Origin of the sequence: Streptomyces sp. GB4-14 (assembly GCF_022696125.1) — a bacterium.
In the GTDB taxonomy this organism is placed as follows: domain Bacteria; phylum Actinomycetota; class Actinomycetes; order Streptomycetales; family Streptomycetaceae; genus Streptomyces; species Streptomyces werraensis.
Genome location: NZ_RZHO01000002.1, coordinates 2,667,502 through 2,684,153, shown reverse-complemented (window position 1 = coordinate 2,684,153; position 16,652 = coordinate 2,667,502). Strand labels below are relative to the sequence as shown.

Annotated in this window: 16 protein-coding genes and 2 pseudogenes; 11 read left to right on the top strand and 7 right to left on the bottom strand. The window is 75.4% G+C overall.

The features are described 5' to 3' along the window. Positions 1-3: 3 nt before the first annotated feature. The 4 genes from ELQ39_RS13360 to ELQ39_RS13345 all read right to left on the bottom strand — a co-directional run bounded on the left by ELQ39_RS13360 (position 4) and on the right by ELQ39_RS13345 (position 1,965). A complete protein-coding gene (locus tag ELQ39_RS13360) occupies positions 4-567 on the bottom strand; it encodes a dihydrofolate reductase family protein (protein WP_225644687.1) in 564 nt (187 codons plus the stop codon). 54 nt (positions 568-621) lie between these two features. Beyond that, the gene (locus ELQ39_RS13355) at positions 622-762 is read right to left on the bottom strand and encodes a hypothetical protein (RefSeq protein WP_242592004.1); all 141 of its coding nucleotides are present in this window, start codon (positions 760-762) and stop codon (positions 622-624) included. Next, positions 759-1,538 (bottom strand): SDR family NAD(P)-dependent oxidoreductase, encoded by a 780-nt coding sequence (locus ELQ39_RS13350; RefSeq protein WP_242592003.1) that lies wholly within the window; start codon positions 1,536-1,538, stop codon positions 759-761. The genes ELQ39_RS13355 and ELQ39_RS13350 overlap by 4 nt, the downstream gene beginning before the upstream one ends. Before the next feature lie 91 nt (positions 1,539-1,629). Next, entirely contained in the window at positions 1,630-1,965 is a 336-nt protein-coding gene (locus tag ELQ39_RS13345) for a YnfA family protein (RefSeq protein ID WP_242592002.1), read from the bottom strand. 154 nt (positions 1,966-2,119) lie between these two features. Here ELQ39_RS13345 and ELQ39_RS13340 point away from each other — a divergent pair, with 154 nt between their 5' ends. From ELQ39_RS13340 to ELQ39_RS13310, 7 genes and pseudogenes are all read left to right on the top strand, one after another. Next, complete coding sequence (locus ELQ39_RS13340) at positions 2,120-2,614, top strand: MarR family winged helix-turn-helix transcriptional regulator (RefSeq protein ID WP_242595606.1); 495 nt, start codon at positions 2,120-2,122, stop codon at positions 2,612-2,614. Positions 2,615-2,678: 64 nt separating this feature from the next. Next, positions 2,679-3,788: an LLM class flavin-dependent oxidoreductase gene (locus ELQ39_RS13335; protein WP_190005274.1), complete on the top strand. Its 1,110-nt coding sequence runs from the start codon at positions 2,679-2,681 to the stop codon at positions 3,786-3,788. Then, positions 3,785-4,342 (top strand): annotated as a pseudogene (locus ELQ39_RS13330) (CE1759 family FMN reductase); the annotation flags it as partial. The gene ELQ39_RS13335 and the pseudogene ELQ39_RS13330, both read left to right, overlap by 4 nt. A 478-nt stretch (positions 4,343-4,820) precedes the next feature. Beyond that, positions 4,821-5,549, top strand: a complete 729-nt coding sequence (locus ELQ39_RS13325; RefSeq protein ID WP_190005273.1) for a response regulator transcription factor — start codon at positions 4,821-4,823, stop codon at positions 5,547-5,549. Between the two features lie 48 nt (positions 5,550-5,597). Next, a complete protein-coding gene (locus ELQ39_RS13320) occupies positions 5,598-6,995 on the top strand; it encodes a HAMP domain-containing sensor histidine kinase (RefSeq protein ID WP_242595605.1) in 1,398 nt (465 codons plus the stop codon). 608 nt (positions 6,996-7,603) lie between these two features. Then, positions 7,604-8,868, top strand: a pseudogene (locus ELQ39_RS13315) (ArgE/DapE family deacylase). Between the two features lie 41 nt (positions 8,869-8,909). Next, complete coding sequence (locus tag ELQ39_RS13310; RefSeq protein ID WP_225643273.1) at positions 8,910-9,617, top strand: AAA family ATPase; 708 nt, start codon at positions 8,910-8,912, stop codon at positions 9,615-9,617. A gap of 24 nt (positions 9,618-9,641) precedes the next feature. On the opposite strand, the gene ELQ39_RS13305 is transcribed toward ELQ39_RS13310, so the two are convergent. Continuing rightward, positions 9,642-10,271, bottom strand: coding sequence for a VOC family protein (locus ELQ39_RS13305; protein ID WP_242592001.1), 630 nt, complete (start codon positions 10,269-10,271; stop codon positions 9,642-9,644). 195 nt (positions 10,272-10,466) lie between these two features. Between ELQ39_RS13305 and ELQ39_RS13300 the strand changes: the two genes are divergently transcribed. Both ELQ39_RS13300 and ELQ39_RS13295 read left to right on the top strand, forming a co-directional pair. Continuing rightward, complete coding sequence (locus ELQ39_RS13300; RefSeq protein WP_242592000.1) at positions 10,467-11,153, top strand: hypothetical protein; 687 nt, start codon at positions 10,467-10,469, stop codon at positions 11,151-11,153. 177 nt (positions 11,154-11,330) lie between these two features. Further along, positions 11,331-11,945, top strand: coding sequence for a sigma-70 family RNA polymerase sigma factor (locus ELQ39_RS13295; RefSeq protein ID WP_225626954.1), 615 nt, complete (start codon positions 11,331-11,333; stop codon positions 11,943-11,945). Positions 11,946-11,977: 32 nt separating this feature from the next. Here the strand turns inward: ELQ39_RS13295 and ELQ39_RS13290 are convergent, their stop codons facing one another. Then, positions 11,978-12,451, bottom strand: a complete 474-nt coding sequence (locus ELQ39_RS13290) for a DUF4396 domain-containing protein (RefSeq protein WP_242591999.1) — start codon at positions 12,449-12,451, stop codon at positions 11,978-11,980. A gap of 112 nt (positions 12,452-12,563) precedes the next feature. Then, positions 12,564-13,442, bottom strand: coding sequence for an alpha/beta fold hydrolase (locus ELQ39_RS13285; protein WP_242591998.1), 879 nt, complete (start codon positions 13,440-13,442; stop codon positions 12,564-12,566). A gap of 152 nt (positions 13,443-13,594) precedes the next feature. On the opposite strand from ELQ39_RS13285, the gene ELQ39_RS13280 reads away from it, so the two are divergent. Then, positions 13,595-15,535 carry a BTAD domain-containing putative transcriptional regulator gene (locus tag ELQ39_RS13280; RefSeq protein ID WP_242591997.1) on the top strand — a complete coding sequence of 647 codons (1,941 nt, stop codon included), beginning with the start codon at positions 13,595-13,597 and terminating at the stop codon, positions 15,533-15,535. Positions 15,536-15,669: 134 nt separating this feature from the next. Further along, a complete protein-coding gene (locus ELQ39_RS13275) occupies positions 15,670-16,620 on the top strand; it encodes a phosphotransferase family protein (RefSeq protein ID WP_242591996.1) in 951 nt (316 codons plus the stop codon). Positions 16,621-16,652 lie beyond the last annotated feature (32 nt).

The window sequence follows — 16,652 nt, the reverse complement described above, 5'->3', positions numbered from 1 at the left end:
GGGTCACCTCCGCACGCGGTGGCGGAGGTACGCCACGTTCGGTGTGAGCATGCGGGATTCCACGAGGTCCAGGTGGACGCGGCGCTCGTCGTGGGGGAAGTAGCGGGTGCCCCCGCCGACCAGGACCGGGTGGACGACCGTGCGGTACTCGTCGATCAGGTCCGCCGCGGCCGCCTCGGCGGCGAGTGCCGCGCCGCCGATCGCGATCTCACCCTCGCCCGGCTCCTCCCGCAGCCGCGCGATCTCCTCGGCGACGCTGCCGGAGGCCAGGCGGGCATTGCCCTTCACCTCCGTGAGCGTGCGGGAGAAGACCACCTTGGGCAGGGGGTTCCACACCTCGACCCACTCGCGCTCCGCGTCACCGAGCGACGGGTCGTCGGCGGCGGTCTCCCAGTAGAGCATCGTCTCGTAGAGCCGCCGGCCGAGCAGATGGACGCCGAGCTTCCGGGTCTCGTCGATCCAGAAGCGGAAGACCTCCTCCTCGGGCGCCGACCAGTCGAGGCCGCCGTCCGGCCCGGTGATGTAGCCGTCGAGCGAGATGCCCATCGCGTAGGTCACGTCGCGCATGGCCCGTCCTCCTCGGTGTCGGGGGCCGGTCCCCCGTATGCGTACAGGATGGCCCTACGGGGCGTGCCTCACCGCGTAGATCATCACGAACGCCACGATGTGGATGCCGAAGAGGAAGTAGCCGAGGTACAGCCAGACGTAGCGCTCGCGCTTCTTCTCCAGTTCCAGACGGCGCCGCTCGCCGTCCGTGGTCACCGTGCCTCCCGGTGCACCTTGGTGTTCGACGCCTGGGCGCGGGGGCGGACGACCAGCAGGTCGATGTTGACGTGCGGCGGCCGGGTCACGGCCCAGGCGATGGTGTCGGCCACGTCGTCCGCCGTGAGGGGCTCGGCGACGCCCTCGTAGACCTTGGCGGCCTTCTCCGCGTCGCCGCCGAAGCGGGTGAGGGCGAACTCCTCCGTCTTCACCATTCCGGGCGCGATCTCGATCACCCGCACCGGGCGGCCGACGATCTCCAGGCGCAGGGTCTCGGCGAGGACGTGCGCGCCGTGCTTGGCGGCGACGTAGCCCGCCCCGCCCTCGTAGGTGGCGTGCCCGGCGGTGGAGGAGACCACCACGACCGTGCCGTCGCCGCTCGCGTCCAGCTTGGGCAGCAGGGCCTGGGTGAGGTTGAGGGTGCCGATGACGTTGGTCTCGTACATCGTGCGCCAGTCCTGCGGGTCGCCGGTGGCGACCGGGTCCGCGCCGAGCGCGCCGCCCGCGTTGTTGACCAGCACGCCGACGGTGCGGAACGCGGTGGCGAACTCGTCGACGGCGGCGCGGTCGGTGACGTCGAGGGGGTACGCCGTCGCGGAGTGCCCGGCGGCGGTCAGCTCCTCGGCGAGCGCCTCGATGCGGTCCTTGCGGCGGGCGGTGAGGACGACGCGGTAGCCGGCCTCGGCGAGCCTGCGTGCCGTGGCGGCGCCGATCCCGCTGCTCGCGCCCGTGACGACGGCGATACGGGACGCGGCGGGCGGTACGGCGGTGGCCATGGGCTGCTCCTCGGGGCGGGCGGCGGGCGCGTGCGGTGCGAGCGCGCCCGGCCAGCATAAGCGGGGGCGAAAAGAGGGCGGGGGGCGCTCGTCAGCCCCCGCGAGGGGCCCACATGGTGAGCGCCATGCCGGCCAGGCACACCAGCGCGCCGGTGATGTCCCAGCGGTCCGGGCGGTAGCCGTCGGCGACGACGCCCCACAGGATCGACCCGGCGACGAAGATCCCGCCGTACGCGGCGAGCACCCGGCCGAAGTGGGCGTCGGGCTGGAAGGTGGCGACGAAGCCGTACGCGCCGAGGGCGAGCACACCGCCGGCCGCCCACATCCAGCCGCGGTGTTCGCGCACGCCCTGCCAGACCAGCCAGGCGCCGCCGATCTCCAGGATCGCGGCGAGGACGAACAGGGCGGCGGAGCGGAGGATCAGCATGTCGGCAGCTTGGCACGGGCCGCGTCACCTGTTGGAGGGCGCCTGCGCCGCCGCGGTCCGAGGGATACATGCCCCCGTGACGGACGCAGCGGACGGACGGGCCGGGGACAGGGCGACGGCGGCGGGGCCGCCGGGGGAGCGGCGGGCGTGGCTGATGGCGGAGCTGGCGGTGGTGGCCCGGCGGTACATGGCGTCGTACGCGCTGTTCAACCAGGCGCTCGCCGACCGTCTGGGCCTGCACCCGACCGACCTGCAGTGCCTGAACCTGCTCACCCTGGAGCCCGGCCCGGTGACGACCGGGCGGATCGCGGAGCTGACGGGGCTGACCACCGGGTCGGCGACGCGGCTGGTGGACCGGCTGGAGCGGGCCGGGTACGTGGTGCGGGCGCGGGACGCGGGCGACCGGCGGCTGGTGCTGGTCGCGCCGGTGCCGGAGCGGGTCGCCGAGGTGGCGCGGGTGTGGGAGCGGGTCGGGAGCGGCTGGTTCGCGCTCTTCGACGACCTGGACGACCGTGAGCTCGCGCTGTTCGTCGAGCACATGCGGCGCACCACGGAGTACGGCGCCGAGCAGGCGGCCCGGCTGCGGGCGGGGGAGCCGGTCCCGGTGGGGACGGGGGATCGCGAGGCCGTGTCCGGGCAGGCGGAATAGGACGGGGCGGGGCGTCGTTCCAGGGGTATAGTTGAACCGTCAACAACCTGGAAGGTGAGCGGCCATGCAGTTCGGGATCTTCAGCGTCGGGGACGTCACCCCCGACCCGACGACGGGGCGCACGCCGACCGAGCGCGAGCGGATCAAGGCCATGGTCGCCATCGCGCTGAAGGCCGAGGAAGTGGGCCTGGACGTGTTCGCGACCGGTGAGCACCACAACCCGCCGTTCGTGCCGTCCTCGCCGACGACCATGCTCGGCTACATCGCGGCCCGCACCGAGCGGCTGCTGCTGTCCACCTCCACCACGCTGATCACCACCAACGACCCGGTGAAGATCGCCGAGGACTACGCGATGCTCCAGCATCTGGCCGACGGCCGGGTGGACCTGATGATGGGCCGCGGCAACACCGGCCCGGTCTACCCCTGGTTCGGCCAGGACATCCGCCAGGGCATCAACCTGGCGATCGAGAACTACGCCCTGCTGCACCGGCTGTGGCGCGAGGACGTCGTCGACTGGGAGGGACGCTTCCGCACCCCGCTGCAGGGCTTCACCTCCACGCCCCGCCCGCTGGACGGCGTGCCGCCGTTCGTCTGGCACGGGTCCATCCGCTCGCCGGAGATCGCCGAACAGGCCGCGTACTACGGCGACGGCTTCTTCCACAACAACATCTTCTGGCCGGCCGACCACACGAAGCGGATGGTCGAGCTGTACCGGAGCCGGTACGCCCACTACGGACACGGCACCCCGGAGCAGGCGATCGTCGGGCTCGGCGGGCAGGTGTTCATGCGGAAGAACTCGCAGGACGCGGTGCGCGAGTTCCGGCCGTACTTCGACGTCGCGCCGGTGTACGGGCACGGGCCCTCGCTGGAGGAGTTCACCGCGCAGACCCCGCTGACCGTGGGCTCCCCCCAGCAGGTGATCGAGAAGACGCTGTCCTTCCGCGACTACGCGGGCGACTACCAGCGCCAGCTGTTCCTGATGGACCACGCCGGGCTGCCGCTGAAGACCGTGCTGGAGCAGCTCGACCTGCTCGGCGAGGAGGTCGTGCCGGTGCTGCGGAAGGAGTTCGCGAAGAACCGTCCGGCGGACGTGCCGGAGGCGCCCACGCACGCCTCGCTGCTGGGCGCCGCGCGCAAGGGCGCCGCTGCCGCCCAGGAAGGGGCACGGACATGAGGATCGTCGTCGTGTCGGCAGGGCTGAGCGTGCCGTCGTCCACGCGGCTGCTGGGCGACCGGCTCGCCTCGGCCGCGGTCGCCGCGTCCGGCGCGGAGCCCGGCGACGTCCGGGTGGTCGAGCTGCGGGACCTCGCCGTGGAGATCGCGCACACCTTCACCAACGGCTTCCCCGGCCCCGCGCTGTCGGAGGCGTTCGACGCGGTGAGCGGGGCGGACGGGCTGATCGTCGTCACGCCGGTGTTCTCTGCGTCGTACAGCGGGCTGTTCAAGTCGTTCTTCGACGCGCTGAGCTCCACCGACCCGGAGGCCCTGACCGGCACGCCGGTGCTGGTCGCGGCGACGGGCGGCAGCGCGCGGCACTCCCTGGTCCTGGACCACGCGCTCCGCCCCCTCTTCTCCTACCTCCGCGCGGTCGTCGTCCCGACGGGCGTCTACGCGGCGTCGGAGGACTGGGGCGCGGAGGGGCTGGACGCCCGCATCGGGCGGGCGGCGAGGGAGCTGGTCGCCTGGGCGGCGGGCGCGGGAGCCGTGCCTCGGCAGGCGGCTCCGGCCGGCGTTCCCGGCCCGCGGGACGTCCCGCCGCCCCTGACCGGCGCGGAGGCCGCCCCGGGCGGCCCGGCACTCCGGCAGGCCGCCGCTCCGGTCCGCGGCTCGGGTCCGGACGGTCACCCGTCGCCGGGACAGGCGGCCGTACCCGTGCACGGCGGCCCGGGCCCCTCGCAGGGCGGCGGTCCCGCAGGCAGCGGGCCGGGTCCCGACGGTCACGCGTCGCCTGGGGCCGCGGACGGGCAGCGCTCGCCCGGGCCCGGGAACGCGCCCGGCGACAGCGCGGGCCGGTACCCCGTGGCCGCGCACCGGCGCGGGACGCCCGGGGGCGCCCCGCTCCCCAAGAAGGACACGTTCGAGAACGTGACCCCCTTCGAGGAACGGCTCGCCGCGCTGCGCCCTGGCGGGTGAGACGGCGGTAAGAAGCGGGGGCCCGGACGGCCGCCGGGACCGGCCGGCCCCGGCGGCTTGGCACACTGGGCGGGTGCCGCACACCGTTCTGCTCGCCGAAGACGACCGCGCCATCCGCAACGCGCTGGAGCGCGCGCTGACCCTGGAGGGCTACCGCGTCACGGCCGTCGCCGACGGCGTCGAGGCCCTCGCGCAGGCCCACCGCAGCCGGCCCGACGTGCTGGTGCTCGACGTGATGATGCCCGGCATCGACGGACTCCAGGTGTGCCGGGTGCTGCGCGCCGAGGGTGACCGCACCCCGGTGCTGATACTGACCGCGCTGGTGGAGACCGCCGACCGCATCGCCGGGCTCGACGCGGGCGCAGACGACTACGTCCTGAAGCCCTTCGACGTCGAGGAGGTCTTCGCCCGGCTCCGCGCCCTTCTGCGCCGCGCGGCCCCCGCGCCCACCGAGTCCGAGCCGGCCGCCGCCCAGGAGGCCGGGGCGCCCGCGCCGTCCGGACGCTTGCTGGAGGCGGCCGGGCTCCGCATGGACCCGCAGGCCCGCCGGGCCTGGCGCGGCGACCGCGAACTGGAGCTCACCCGCACCGAGTTCGAGCTGCTGGAACTGCTCATCCGCAACGCCGGCGTGGTCCTCGAGCACTCCACCATCTACGACCGCATCTGGGGCTACGACTTCGGCCCCGGCTCCAAGAACCTCGCCGTCTACGTCGGCTACCTGCGCCGCAAGCTCGACGAGCCCGGCGCCCCGCAGCTCATCCACACGGTGCGCGGGGTGGGCTACGTGCTGCGGGAGGGCTGAGTGGCGGCCGGCGGCGGCGCGCACGGGCAGTCGGTTCCGCGTCACCGGATGCGGCTGCTGTCGCTGGGCACCACCTTCGCGGTGGCGTTCGCGGCGGTCACCGCCACCGTGACGCTGCTGGTCGGCTTCCTGTCGTACAACGCGGCCGCGCGGCTGGTGCGGGTGGACCAGCAGTCCGTCTTCGACGAGGTGGTGCAGGACCTGAGAGCGGAGGTCCGGCGGAACCGGATGTCGCCGCACGACTTCTCCTCCGCCGCGCCCGGACACGACCTGGTGCGCCCGGCCCGCACCGACGTGCAGGTGCTCGGGCCGGACGGCGGGGTCGTCGACCCCGGCAGCCCCGGCCTGCCCGTGGAGGACGACGACCGCCGGATCGCCGGCGCCGCCACGGCGGGGCGGGTCGTCGTGCACGCCGGGGTGGACGTCGGCGACGACGTCTACCGGGTGGCGACCGTCTCCCTGGGCGGCAGCCGGGGCGCGGTGCAGGTCGCGCAGGAGTTCAGCAACACGGAGGACCTGCTGCGGGCGCTGCAGCGGCGCACGTTCCTGCTCATGGCGGCCGTGGTGGTCGCCGCAGGGCTGTTCGGCTGGTGGCTGGCCCGGCGCATCACCCGCCGGCTGGTGGTGCTCACCGACACCGCCGAGGCCGTCGCCCGCACGCGTCGCCTCGGCATCCAGGTGCCGGTCGCCGGCTACGACGAGGTGGGGCGCCTCGGCCGCGCCTTCGACCGGATGCTGGGCCGGCTCGCCCAGTCCGAGGAGGACCAGCGCCGGCTGGTCCAGGACGCGGGGCACGAACTGCGCACCCCGCTCACCTCGCTGCGCACCAACATCTCGATGCTGCGCCGTATCGACGAGCTCCCGCCCGACAGCCGCGAGGAGCTGGTGACCGACCTCGCCCAGGAGGCACGGGAGCTGACCGACCTGGTCAACGAGCTGGTCGACCTGGCGGCCGGGCAGTCCGACACGGAACCGCCTCAGCGGATCGACCTCGCGGACGTCGCCGAGGAGGTGGCGGGCCTCGCCCGGCGGCGCACGGGACGCGAGATCCAGGTCCACGCCGGCGGGGACACCACGACCCACGGGCGGCCCGGGATGCTCACCCGGGCGCTGTCCAACCTGGTGGAGAACGCGGTCAAGTTCGACCGCGAGGGCCGGGCGCCCGTGGAGATCCACGTGGCGGGTCCGGCCCGCCCGGGCACGGTACGGGTGGAGGTCCGCGACCGGGGTCCCGGCATCGCCGACGACGACCTGACCCGCGTCTTCGACCGCTTCTACCGGGCCGCCGACGCGCGCGCCCTGCCCGGCTCGGGCCTGGGCCTCTCGATCGTCCGCGAAGTCGCCCTCGCCCACGGCGGAGCTCCCTACGCCTTCCACCGGGACGGCGGCGGCACGGTCACGGGCTTCACGGTGGCGGGGGCGACGGAGGAACGGCGGGAGCCGTAACCGCTGCGCGGCCACTGCCCGACCGGCTCCGGCGGGGCGCACGAGGTTCCCGTGTGTGTCTGGGCGGTGCCCGGCCAGGATGTGGGCGGTTTCCGCTTGCGGCGTGGTGCGGGGCCGGGGGACGTCCGAGGTGGTGTGGGGGCCGGGCGGGGCTTCCGGCCGTGGCGAGGTCGGACCGGGGCCGGGCGCGCGGTCGGGCGCACGAGGTCGCCCGTGTGCGGGGGCGGTGCCCGGCCGGGATGGGGGTCTCCGCTTGCGGCGAGGTGCGGGACCGTCCGGGCCGTGCCCGGTCCGGAGGGTCCTCCCCGCCCTTGGGGAGGGCCGGGCACCCGCCCGCGCACCGGGCCGGTGGCGGGTTCGTCCCGGGCGGCGAGGTCGGGCCGGGGCCCGGCGGGCCAGGACCGGGCGTTCGCCTGCCGGGACGGAGTACTGGCCGGGGCCGGCCGGCGGTCCGACGTCCGGCCTCCGGTGAGGAGGGGACCGGCGCTTCCGGCAGGACGGGGAGCACTCCCTGCCGGGCCGCGCCTAGGAGGCGTACACCCGCCGTGTGCTGCGCAGGATGCATGGGGGGCCGTGTCGGGCCGGCCCCGGTGAGGGGAGGGGTTCTCATGCTGAGCGATGACGAGAGTGCCGCGCTGGCCGCGGTGGACGCTGCGGCGACCGCGCGGACGCTGATGGAGCTGATCTCCGTGCCGAGCGTCACGGGGAGCGCCGCCGAATCGGAGCTGCAGCACCAGCTCGCCGGGCGGCTTGAGTGGCTGGGACTGGACGTCGACCTGTGGTCGATGGACCTGCCCGCGCTGCGCGCCGACCCGGACTTCCCCGGCACGGAGGCGCCGCGCGAGGAGGCGTGGGGGCTGGTCGGGACGACGCCCGACGGGGGCGACGGGCCGACGCTGATCCTCCAGGGCCACGTCGACGTCGTACCGCCGGGGGACCTGGCCGCGTGGGACGGGGACCCGTTCGTGCCGCGGGCGACGGGGGACCTGGTGCACGGGCGCGGGCGTGCGACATGAAGGCCGGTCTGGCGGCGCACCTCGCCGCGCTCGCCGCGATACGGGCGGCCGGGATCCGGCTGCGCGGCCGGGTCGCCGTGCACTTCGTCGTCGGCGAGGAGGACGGCGGCCTCGGCGCGTTCGGCACGCTGCGGCGCGGTCACACCGGCGACGCGTGCGTCATCGCCGAACCCACCGCCTCCACCCTGATCACCGCCAACGCGGGCGCCCTGACGTTCCGGATCGCCGTGCCGGGCAAGGCCGCGCACGGCAGCTCCCGGGAGCAGGGCGTCAGCGCGGTCGACGCCTACCTGCCACTGCACCGGGCGCTGGCCGCGCTGGAGGAGGAGCGGAACCGGGACCCGGACCCGCTGCTCGCGGAGTACCCGGTCCCGTACGGCCTGTCGGTGGGCACGCTGCGGGCGGGGGACTGGGCCAGCAGTGTGCCGGACCTGCTGGTCGCGGAGGGCAGGTTCGGCGTACGGCTCGGCGAGGACCCGGCCCGGGCGCGCGCCGCGCTGGAGCGGTGCGTGGCCGAGGCGTGCGCCGCGGACCCCTGGCTGCGCGACCACCCGGCGACGGTGACCTGGCCGGGCGGGCAGTTCGCGAGCGGCATGCTGCCCGAGGGGCACCCCCTCGCGGACGCGGTCGGCGCCGCGCACGCCGACGCGACGGGCGGGGGCGTGCCCCGGCGGCGCGGAGCGACGTACGGCAGCGACCTGCGGCACTACACCGGCGCGGGGATACCGGCCCTGCAGTACGGCCCGGGCGACATCGCGGTGGCGCACAGCGAGCGGGAGCACGTGAGCGTGCGGGAGGTGGTGGAGACGGCGCGGACCCTGGTGCTGACGGTGCTGCGGACGGTGGGCACCAAGTGAGCGGGCGGGCTGCCCGCCGGGCCGCCCCGTAGACTCGTCCCGTGATCATCGAACGTGTGTACGCCCATAGGGGTGCGTACGACGCGGGGGAGTGGCCCTGGTCGGTCCCGTGCGTCCGCGCGCTTCTCGACGGCGGTCTGCGGTTCACCGCCCCGGTGACGTTCGTCGTCGGGGAGAACGGCTCCGGCAAGTCGACCCTGGTCGAGGCGCTCGCCGAGGGTTTCGGCCTGGACCCGTGGGGCGGCTCGCACGAGTGGCGGTACGCGAGCCCACGCACCAAGTCGGTGCTGGGAGAGCACATCCGCTTCGACGCGGCGCCCCGCGGCCGCCGCATGCTCGCCTCCTGGTCCGCCCGCCAGGGCTTCTTCCTGCGTGCCGAGACCGCCCTGGACGCCCTCGGCCGGGAGGGCCTCGCGCCGGACGAGCGCAGTCACGGCGAGGGCTTCCTCGCGGCGTTCCGCGACAAGTTCCTGCGCCCCGGCCTGTATGTCATGGACGAGCCCGAGGCCGCCCTGTCCTTCTCCTCGTGCCTGGAACTGCTCGGCCACATCGACCGGCTGACGCGGGCCGGCGCGCAGGTGGTGTGCGCCACCCACTCCCCGCTGCTGACCGCCCTGCCGGGTGCGGACGTCGTCGAGGTCGGCGACCACGGCATCCGGCGCACCGCCTGGCAGGACCTCGCCCTGGTCGACCACTGGCGCCGCTACCTCGCCGACCCGACGGCCTACCTGCGGCACGTACTGGAGTGACCTGTCCCTCCGGGCAGCGGCGTCTCACTCGTCCGGCTTGCGCTCCGGCGCCTCGCAGACATAGCCGTCGGGGTCGGTGAAGGGGCCGACGGGGCTGGTGAGGGCGATGCGGTGGGAGCCGCCGCCCTCGGTGGACACGCCCGCGACCTTCCCCAGCGCCTTGCGCTTGTACAGCGACAGCTTGATGCTGCCGGGGTCGCCCGCGAACTCGACGTACTTGCCGCCGAAGCTCTTGCCGACGGTGAGCCCGCGCTCGACGTAGAACTGCTTGGTCGCTTTCACGTCCTCGACGCCGAGCAGCAGCACGATCTCGTCGATCGCCCGGGTGACCGGGCCGGTGTTCTTCTTCGTCGAGGTCACCAGCTGCCAGATCGTGCCGTCGGGCGCCTGGACGACGCCGCCGTAGCCCCAGAGCGACTTCTCGGCGGGCTTCAGCCGGCTGGCGCCCGCGTCGAGGGCGGCGCGGTGCAACGCGTCGACGTCACCGGGCTGGGACATGACCAGCGACAGGGTGAAGCCGCGGAAGCCGCTCGTGGGCTCGTCGGACGGGCGCAGGCGCACCCGCTCCCGGTCCAGGCCGAAGGCGTCGGAGTAGAAGCGTGCGGCGGCCGTGGGGTCGGCCACCTCCAGCGTGACGGAGTCGATGGAGTTCATGCCGTCGACGGTAGGGCCGCCCCGGCCGCCGGCGCTTCTCGGAAACTGACCGGTTCCCGGGGCGGCCCCGCGCCGTCCGGTCACCTGCCGGCGAGCTCGCCGCTGAGCGTCCTGTGGATCCGTGCGCCGGGCCCGTACGCCCGGTGTCCCCGTTCACCTGAGGCAGGGCCGGCCCGGGTGCCAGGATGAGGTGCGATGACGGCAGGGTGGGGCGTGCGCACGGTACGGGCCGCGGTGTTCGCGGCCGTCTGCGTGCTGCTCGCCGCCCTGGGCCACGTGCTGATGTCCGGCAGCCATGTCCCGGGCTGGACGCTGGGCGCGGGTGCCGTCGCGACGGGCGCGGCCGGGTGGTGCCTGGCCGGGCGGGAACGCGGGCTGCCGGCGGTCGTCGGGGTCGCGGTCGTCGCGCAGACGGCGCTGCACCAGGTGTTTTCGCTGGGGGCGGCGCGCGCGCACGCGGCGCACGGGATGCACGCGGCGCATACGGGGGCGGGGCATCCGCCGGTCGAGGGCACTACGGGCCCCGCGGGATCGGAAGGTTCCGCGGGCTTCGACGGCTCGGTGGCCCTGGAGGGCTACGGGGGCCCTGCTCTGGCCGCCGGCGGTGACGGGTCGTCGTCCGGGATGCTCGCCGCCCACCTGCTCGCCGCGCTGCTCACCGGCCTGTGGCTGGGACACGGCGAGCGGGCCGCGTTCCGCATCCTGCGGGCTGTGGCAGGCCGGCTGACCGCGCCGCTGCGGCTGCCGTTCCGGCTTCCGCCCGCCCTCGGACGCCCCCGCGTCCGCCCGCGCCGGCCCCGTTCGGAGCGCAGGCCGGCCCTGCGGCTCCTCGTCCACGCGCTCACCTCGCGGGGTCCGCCCAGGGGGACCGCTGTCGCCTGACGACAGCTGATCCACCCGGGGCGTCCGTCGTACGCCCCGGGTCACCGGCCGTACGCCCACACCTTCGGGGCGCCGTCACGGGCGCCCGTGTGGCCGTAGGGCCGTTTCCCCTGCTCACCGGAGCGTGCGGCGCGCGCTGCCCCGCTTCCGGACCACGGACTCAGAGAAGGACATCAGGTGATCACCTCTGCCCTGCCCCGTGCCCATGCCCCCACGCCCACAGGGCGCGACGCGTCGGCCGACGCCTCCACGACGGCCTGGGCGCTGGCCGCCCGGAGCGGCGACGCGGACGCCGGCGACCGGTTCGTCCGCGCCCTGCACCGCGACGTGCTCCGCTACGTCACCCACCTGTGCGGCGATCCGCAGGCTGTGGACGACCTCGCGCAGGACACCTTCCTGCGCGCCCTCGCCGGACTGCACCGCTTCGAGGGCCGCGCACCGGCGCGGGTGTGGCTGCTGGCCATAGCCCGCCGTGCCGTCGTCGACAGCCACCGGTACGCCGCCGCCCGGCCCCGGCTCTCGGACGCGCCGGACTGGCGGGCGGCCGTGGAGCGGTCCCAGCCGCGCGGCCTGCCCGGCTTCGACGACGGAGTGGCCCTGCTCGCCCTGCTGGCCACGCTGCCGGACGAGCGGCGGGAGGCGTTCCTCCTCACCCAGCTCGCCGGGCTGCCGTACGCGGACGTGGCCGCGCGCACCGGCTGCCCGGTCGGCACGGTCCGCTCCCGCGTCGCCCGCGCCCGCGCCGACCTGCGGAGACTGCTGGCCGACGCGGAGGGGACCGGCGGGAGCTGACCGGCGGTGCCGGCCGGTGGGCCGGGGCGGGGTCAGTGGTGGGCGTGGACCACCGCGTGGCCCTTGCCCCGGCCGATCATCCACTTGTTGACCGGGGTGGTGACCAGGAACGCGACGGCGAAGCCGCCGAGCAGCGCGTACCAGAACAGGCCCTCGGACAACTGGGCGTCCATCGCCCCCGGGGTGAGCGCGATGATGGCGTTGTCGACCAGCTCCATCACCGCGATGGAGACGGTGTCGGCGGCCAGCGCGATCTTCACGGCGGCCTTCGGCGACACCCCGGCGCGCACCACGGCGAAGAGGGTGAAGGAGTAGCCGAAGACGAAGGCCAGGCCGATGGCCAGGGCCATTGTCGGGACGTTGCCCCACAGCAGGGCCGTGCCGACGGCCATGCCGAGGATCTCGCCGACGGCACAGCCGAGCAGGCAGTGCAGCGTCGCCCGTACCGCCGTCGACCAGGTCGCGCCGGGCGCGGCACCGGTGTGGTGGTGCATGACGTGATCCATGGACCTCATCCCCCTTCGCAGCGTCACGGGGACGGTGCCGTCCCCGCGCACACCTCGAACGATATACCCCCTAGGGGTATTCCCGCCAGGGGTGATTCTGTCGTCGGGCTCGTCATCGGGTCAACAGTTCCCGGATCGCCGCCGTCACCTCCTCGGGCGCCTCCTCGGCCATGAAGTGCCCGGCCCCGGTCAGCCGGTGGTCCAGGTCCGGCGCCCAGGCCCGCCACACCGCCGAGGCGTCGTAGCCCAGCCGGGCGCCCCAGTCCTGCTGGAGGACCGTCACCGGCACGGTGAGCCGGGTACCCGCGTCCCGGTCGGCCCGGTCGTGCTCGATGTCGACGGTCGCCGAGGCCCGGTAGTCGGCGACGATCGACGGCACCGCCGCGCGGCTCGCCCGCAGATACGCGGCCCGCACGTCCGGCGGCAGCGCCTCCGGCCCGCCCGCCCAGGCGTCGAGGAACGACCCGAAGAAGGCGTCCGCGCTCCCCGCGATCATCGTCTCCGGAAGCCCGGGCGGCTGCGCCATCAGATACAGGTGGAAGGCGACCGCCGCGGAGACGCCGTGCAGGACGTCCCACATGTCGAGCGTCGGCACGACGTCGAGGATGCCGAGATGGGTGACGGTCTCCGGATGGTCGAGCCCGGCCCGGAAGGCGACGAGGGCCCCCCGGTCGTGCCCGACGAGGGCGAAGCGGTCGTGACCCAGCGCGGCGGCCAGCGCCACGACGTCGGCCGCCATGGTGCGCTTGGCGTAGACGCCGGGGCTGTCGGCGGCCGGCTTGTCGCTGGCGCCGTAGCCGCGCAGGTCGGGGCAGATCACGGTGTGCCGGTCGGCGAGCCGGTCGGCGACGTGCCGCCACATGAGGTGGGTCTGCGGGAACCCGTGCAGCAGCACGACGGGGCTGCCGTGCCCGCCGACGGCTGCCGCCAGCTCGACGCCGTCCACGCCGGGCAGCCGGAGGTGCTCGAAGCCGGGAATGGTGGGTGTCATAGGGGTGGTGCGTCCGTTTCTTCAGGGGGTGGGTACCGGAGCAGCGTGGGACACGGCGATGAGCAGCGGATCAGTACGGCGGAGCGAGGGCTCGGCACGCCGGAGTGAGGGCGCGCACTCCTTCGCCCCCGGCCACCCCCAGGATGGACACCATGCGCATCGACGTCCTCGGCGCCGTCCGGGCCTTCCGGGACGACGGCGGCCCTGTCCCCCTCGGCGGACCCCGGCACCGTGAGGTCCTCGGGCGTCTCGTCGCCGCCGAGGGGCGGATGGTCACCACCGAGACGCTCGTCGACGACCTGTGGGCCGAGCAGCCGCCGGCCCGTGCCGTCGGCGCCCTGCGCACGTTCGTCGCCGCGCTGCGCCGCGCCCTCGAACCGGACCGGCCGCCCCGCACCCCGCCCCGCGTCCTGGTCACCGAGGGCCCCGGCTACGCCCTGCGCCTGCCGCGCGAGGACGTCGACGTGCACCGCTTCCAGGACGCCCTGGCCCGCGCCCGCCGCACCCCCGGCGAGGTGGCCGCGCTCGGTGAGGCGCTCGCGGCCTGGCGCGGTCCCGCCTACGCCGACGTGACCGGATCCGCATGGGCGGAACGCGAGCGGGTCCGGCTGGAGGAGCTGCGGGCGGAGGCCGTCGAACTGCGCGCCCGCCTCCTCCTCGACCGGGGCGAGGGCGCCGGCCTGGTCACCGACCTGCGCGACCACGTCGCCGTGCACCCGTGGCGTGAGCCCGCCTGGACGCTCCTCGCCCGCGCCCTGCACCACGCGGGCCGCCGTGCCGAGGCGCTGGACACCCTCCGCCGCGCCCGCGTCACCCTGGCCGACCAGCTCGGACTCGACCCGGGCGCCGACCTGCTGCGCCTGGAGACGGACATCCTCAACGGTGCGGCCCCGTCCGCCGCCCCGGCCGTCACCTGGACCGGCCCCGGCGTCCCGCTCGGCCCGCGCACCACCGTGGACCTGGCCCGCACCCTCGCCCTGGCGGGAGGTGACGCGCTGATCCGCTCCCGCAGCGACCGCCTCGCCGCGATCACGGCGGCGGAACGCACCGGTGACCTCGCCCTCACCGCCCGGATCATCGGCGCGTACGACGTGCCCGCCCTGTGGAGCCGGGCCGACGACCCCGCGCAGTCCCGGGCGGTCGTCGAGGCCGCCGTCCGCACCCTCACCGCGCTCGGGCCCCACGCCCCCGCCGACCTGGCCGTCCGTCTGCTGGCGACGGTCGCGGTCGAGAGCCGCAGCGCCGGCCTGACCCCGCCGGAGCGCGACCGTGCCCGGGACGCGGCCCGGCGGGCCGAGGCGCTGGCCCGGGACCTGGGCGATCCCGCCCTGCTGGCGTTCGCCCTCAACGGGGTGTACCTGCAGTCCTTCACGCACCCCGGGCTCGCGGCGGCACGTGACTGTACCGGCGCCGAGATCCTCGACCTGGCCACCGCGCACGACCTGCCCGCCTTCGCCGTGCTCGGCCGGCTCGTACGCCTCCAGTCCGCCTCCGCCCTCGGCGACCTGGACGCCGCGTCCGCGCACGCGCGGGCCGCCGAACGGCTCGCCGCCGCCACCGAGGCGCCTCTCGTCCCCCTCCTCACGGCGTGGTTCCGGGCCCGGGCCGCGGCGACCCGCAGCACCGAGCCCGGCGGACCGTCCCCCGCCACGGTCGCCGCGCACTACCGCGCCGCCGACGAGGCCCTCCGCACGGCGGGCATGCCGGGCCTGCACCGCGGCCTGCTCCCGCTCGCGCTGCTGGGCCTGCGCCTGCTGCACGGCCGGCCCGCGCCCGCCGACCCCCGCCTGGACCGGGGCCCGTACCGCCCCTGGACGGAACCCCTCCTCCTGCTCGACCAGGGCCGCGAGGCCCAGGCCCGCACCGCACTCAACGCGGCCCCCGCGCCACCGCCCGACCACATGCAGGAGGCGCTGTGGTGCCTGACCGCCCGCGCCGCCGTCCGCCTGGGCGACCGGGACACCGCGGCCCGCGCCGTGGCAGCCCTCCGCGACGCGCGCGCCGAACACGCGGGAGCCGCCTCCGGCCTGCTGACCCTGGGCCCGGTGGCGACGTACCTGGAGGAGGCGGAGAGGTGCGCGGACACGCGGTGACCCCGCCTCCGGCAGCGTGCGCCGACACCCGGTGAGAGGCGGGCCGCGCTCCAGCTCTGCGAGCCGGAAAAGCCGAACGAGCACCTGATCCGATTCCTCGACCGGCCGTCACCCCGCGTACGTATGCTGCCCGCATGGGGGCCACGACCGATCACTCCTGGGCCTCCACCCGCGTCTGGGTGGAGAAGACCCTGTCCGCCGGGGAACGTATCGAGCGGGTGGACCGGCTGCGCGGCGGCTGGACCTCGCAGATGCGCCGCCTGGACGTCACCGGCCCGGACGGCCCCCGCTCCCTCGTGCTGCGCTCCTTCGTCGAGCCGTTCTTCGTGCGGCACGCCGAGGGCCTGCTGACCCGCGAGGCGGACGTCCTACGCCTGCTCGCCCCTACGGAGGTCCCGGCGGCCACACTCGTCGCGGTGGACCCGGCCGCCCGGCACTGCGACCACCCCTCCTTGCTGATGACCCGGCTCCCGGGAGCCGTCCGCGTGCACGACGAGGGCGCGGAGGTCCGGGCCGACGTGCTGGCCCGCACCCTCGTCCGCATCCACCGCCTGCCCGTGCCCGCGCACCGGCGCCCCCGCACCTACCAGGCATGGGCATCCCCGGACCGTGTGACACCGCCCGCGGCCGCCCGCCGCCCCGAGCTGTGGCACCGGGCCGCCGACGTCATCCGCCGCGAACCCCCGCCGTACCAGGGCTGCTTCCTGCACCGGGACTTCCACCCCGGCAACGTCCTCCTCACCGGCCCCGACGACGCCCCGCGGGTCAGCGGTGTCGTCGACTGGGTGGAGACCTCCTGGGGCCCGGCCGACCTGGACGTGGCGCACTGCTCGACCGCCCTCGCCCTGCTGCACGGCGCCCCTGCCGGGATGGACTTCGCCGACCGATACACCGCCGCCGGCGGCACCCTCGCCCTGGACGCCCCCGCCCACCTCTACTGGCGCCTCCTGGACACCCTGGGCTACGGCGACGCGGAAAAGGTCGCGGTCCCGTGGCGGGACCTCGGCCGCACGGACCTGACCCCGCAGCTCCTCACCAGCCGCCTGGAGGACTACCTGGACGCCCTGTTCACGCGGTACGGCTGAACACGGGAAAGGGGCGGGTCCCGAGAACCCGC

Coding starts and splice junctions, on each gene's coding strand:
- ELQ39_RS13285 (WP_242591998.1), bottom strand. CDS start 13,442: ATGACACCCACCATTCCCGGCTTCGAGCACCTCCGGCTGCCCGGCGTG.
- ELQ39_RS13320 (WP_242595605.1), top strand. CDS start 5,598: ATGCGGCTGCTGTCGCTGGGCACCACCTTCGCGGTGGCGTTCGCGGCG.
- ELQ39_RS13275 (WP_242591996.1), top strand. CDS start 15,670: ATGGGGGCCACGACCGATCACTCCTGGGCCTCCACCCGCGTCTGGGTG.
- ELQ39_RS13345 (WP_242592002.1), bottom strand. CDS start 1,965: ATGCTGATCCTCCGCTCCGCCGCCCTGTTCGTCCTCGCCGCGATCCTG.
- ELQ39_RS13335 (WP_190005274.1), top strand. CDS start 2,679: ATGCAGTTCGGGATCTTCAGCGTCGGGGACGTCACCCCCGACCCGACG.
- ELQ39_RS13280 (WP_242591997.1), top strand. CDS start 13,595: ATGCGCATCGACGTCCTCGGCGCCGTCCGGGCCTTCCGGGACGACGGC.
- ELQ39_RS13290 (WP_242591999.1), bottom strand. CDS start 12,451: ATGGATCACGTCATGCACCACCACACCGGTGCCGCGCCCGGCGCGACC.
- ELQ39_RS13340 (WP_242595606.1), top strand. CDS start 2,120: ATGGCGGAGCTGGCGGTGGTGGCCCGGCGGTACATGGCGTCGTACGCG.
- ELQ39_RS13300 (WP_242592000.1), top strand. CDS start 10,467: ATGACGGCAGGGTGGGGCGTGCGCACGGTACGGGCCGCGGTGTTCGCG.
- ELQ39_RS13305 (WP_242592001.1), bottom strand. CDS start 10,271: ATGAACTCCATCGACTCCGTCACGCTGGAGGTGGCCGACCCCACGGCC.
- ELQ39_RS13360 (WP_225644687.1), bottom strand. CDS start 567: ATGCGCGACGTGACCTACGCGATGGGCATCTCGCTCGACGGCTACATC.
- ELQ39_RS13350 (WP_242592003.1), bottom strand. CDS start 1,538: ATGGCCACCGCCGTACCGCCCGCCGCGTCCCGTATCGCCGTCGTCACG.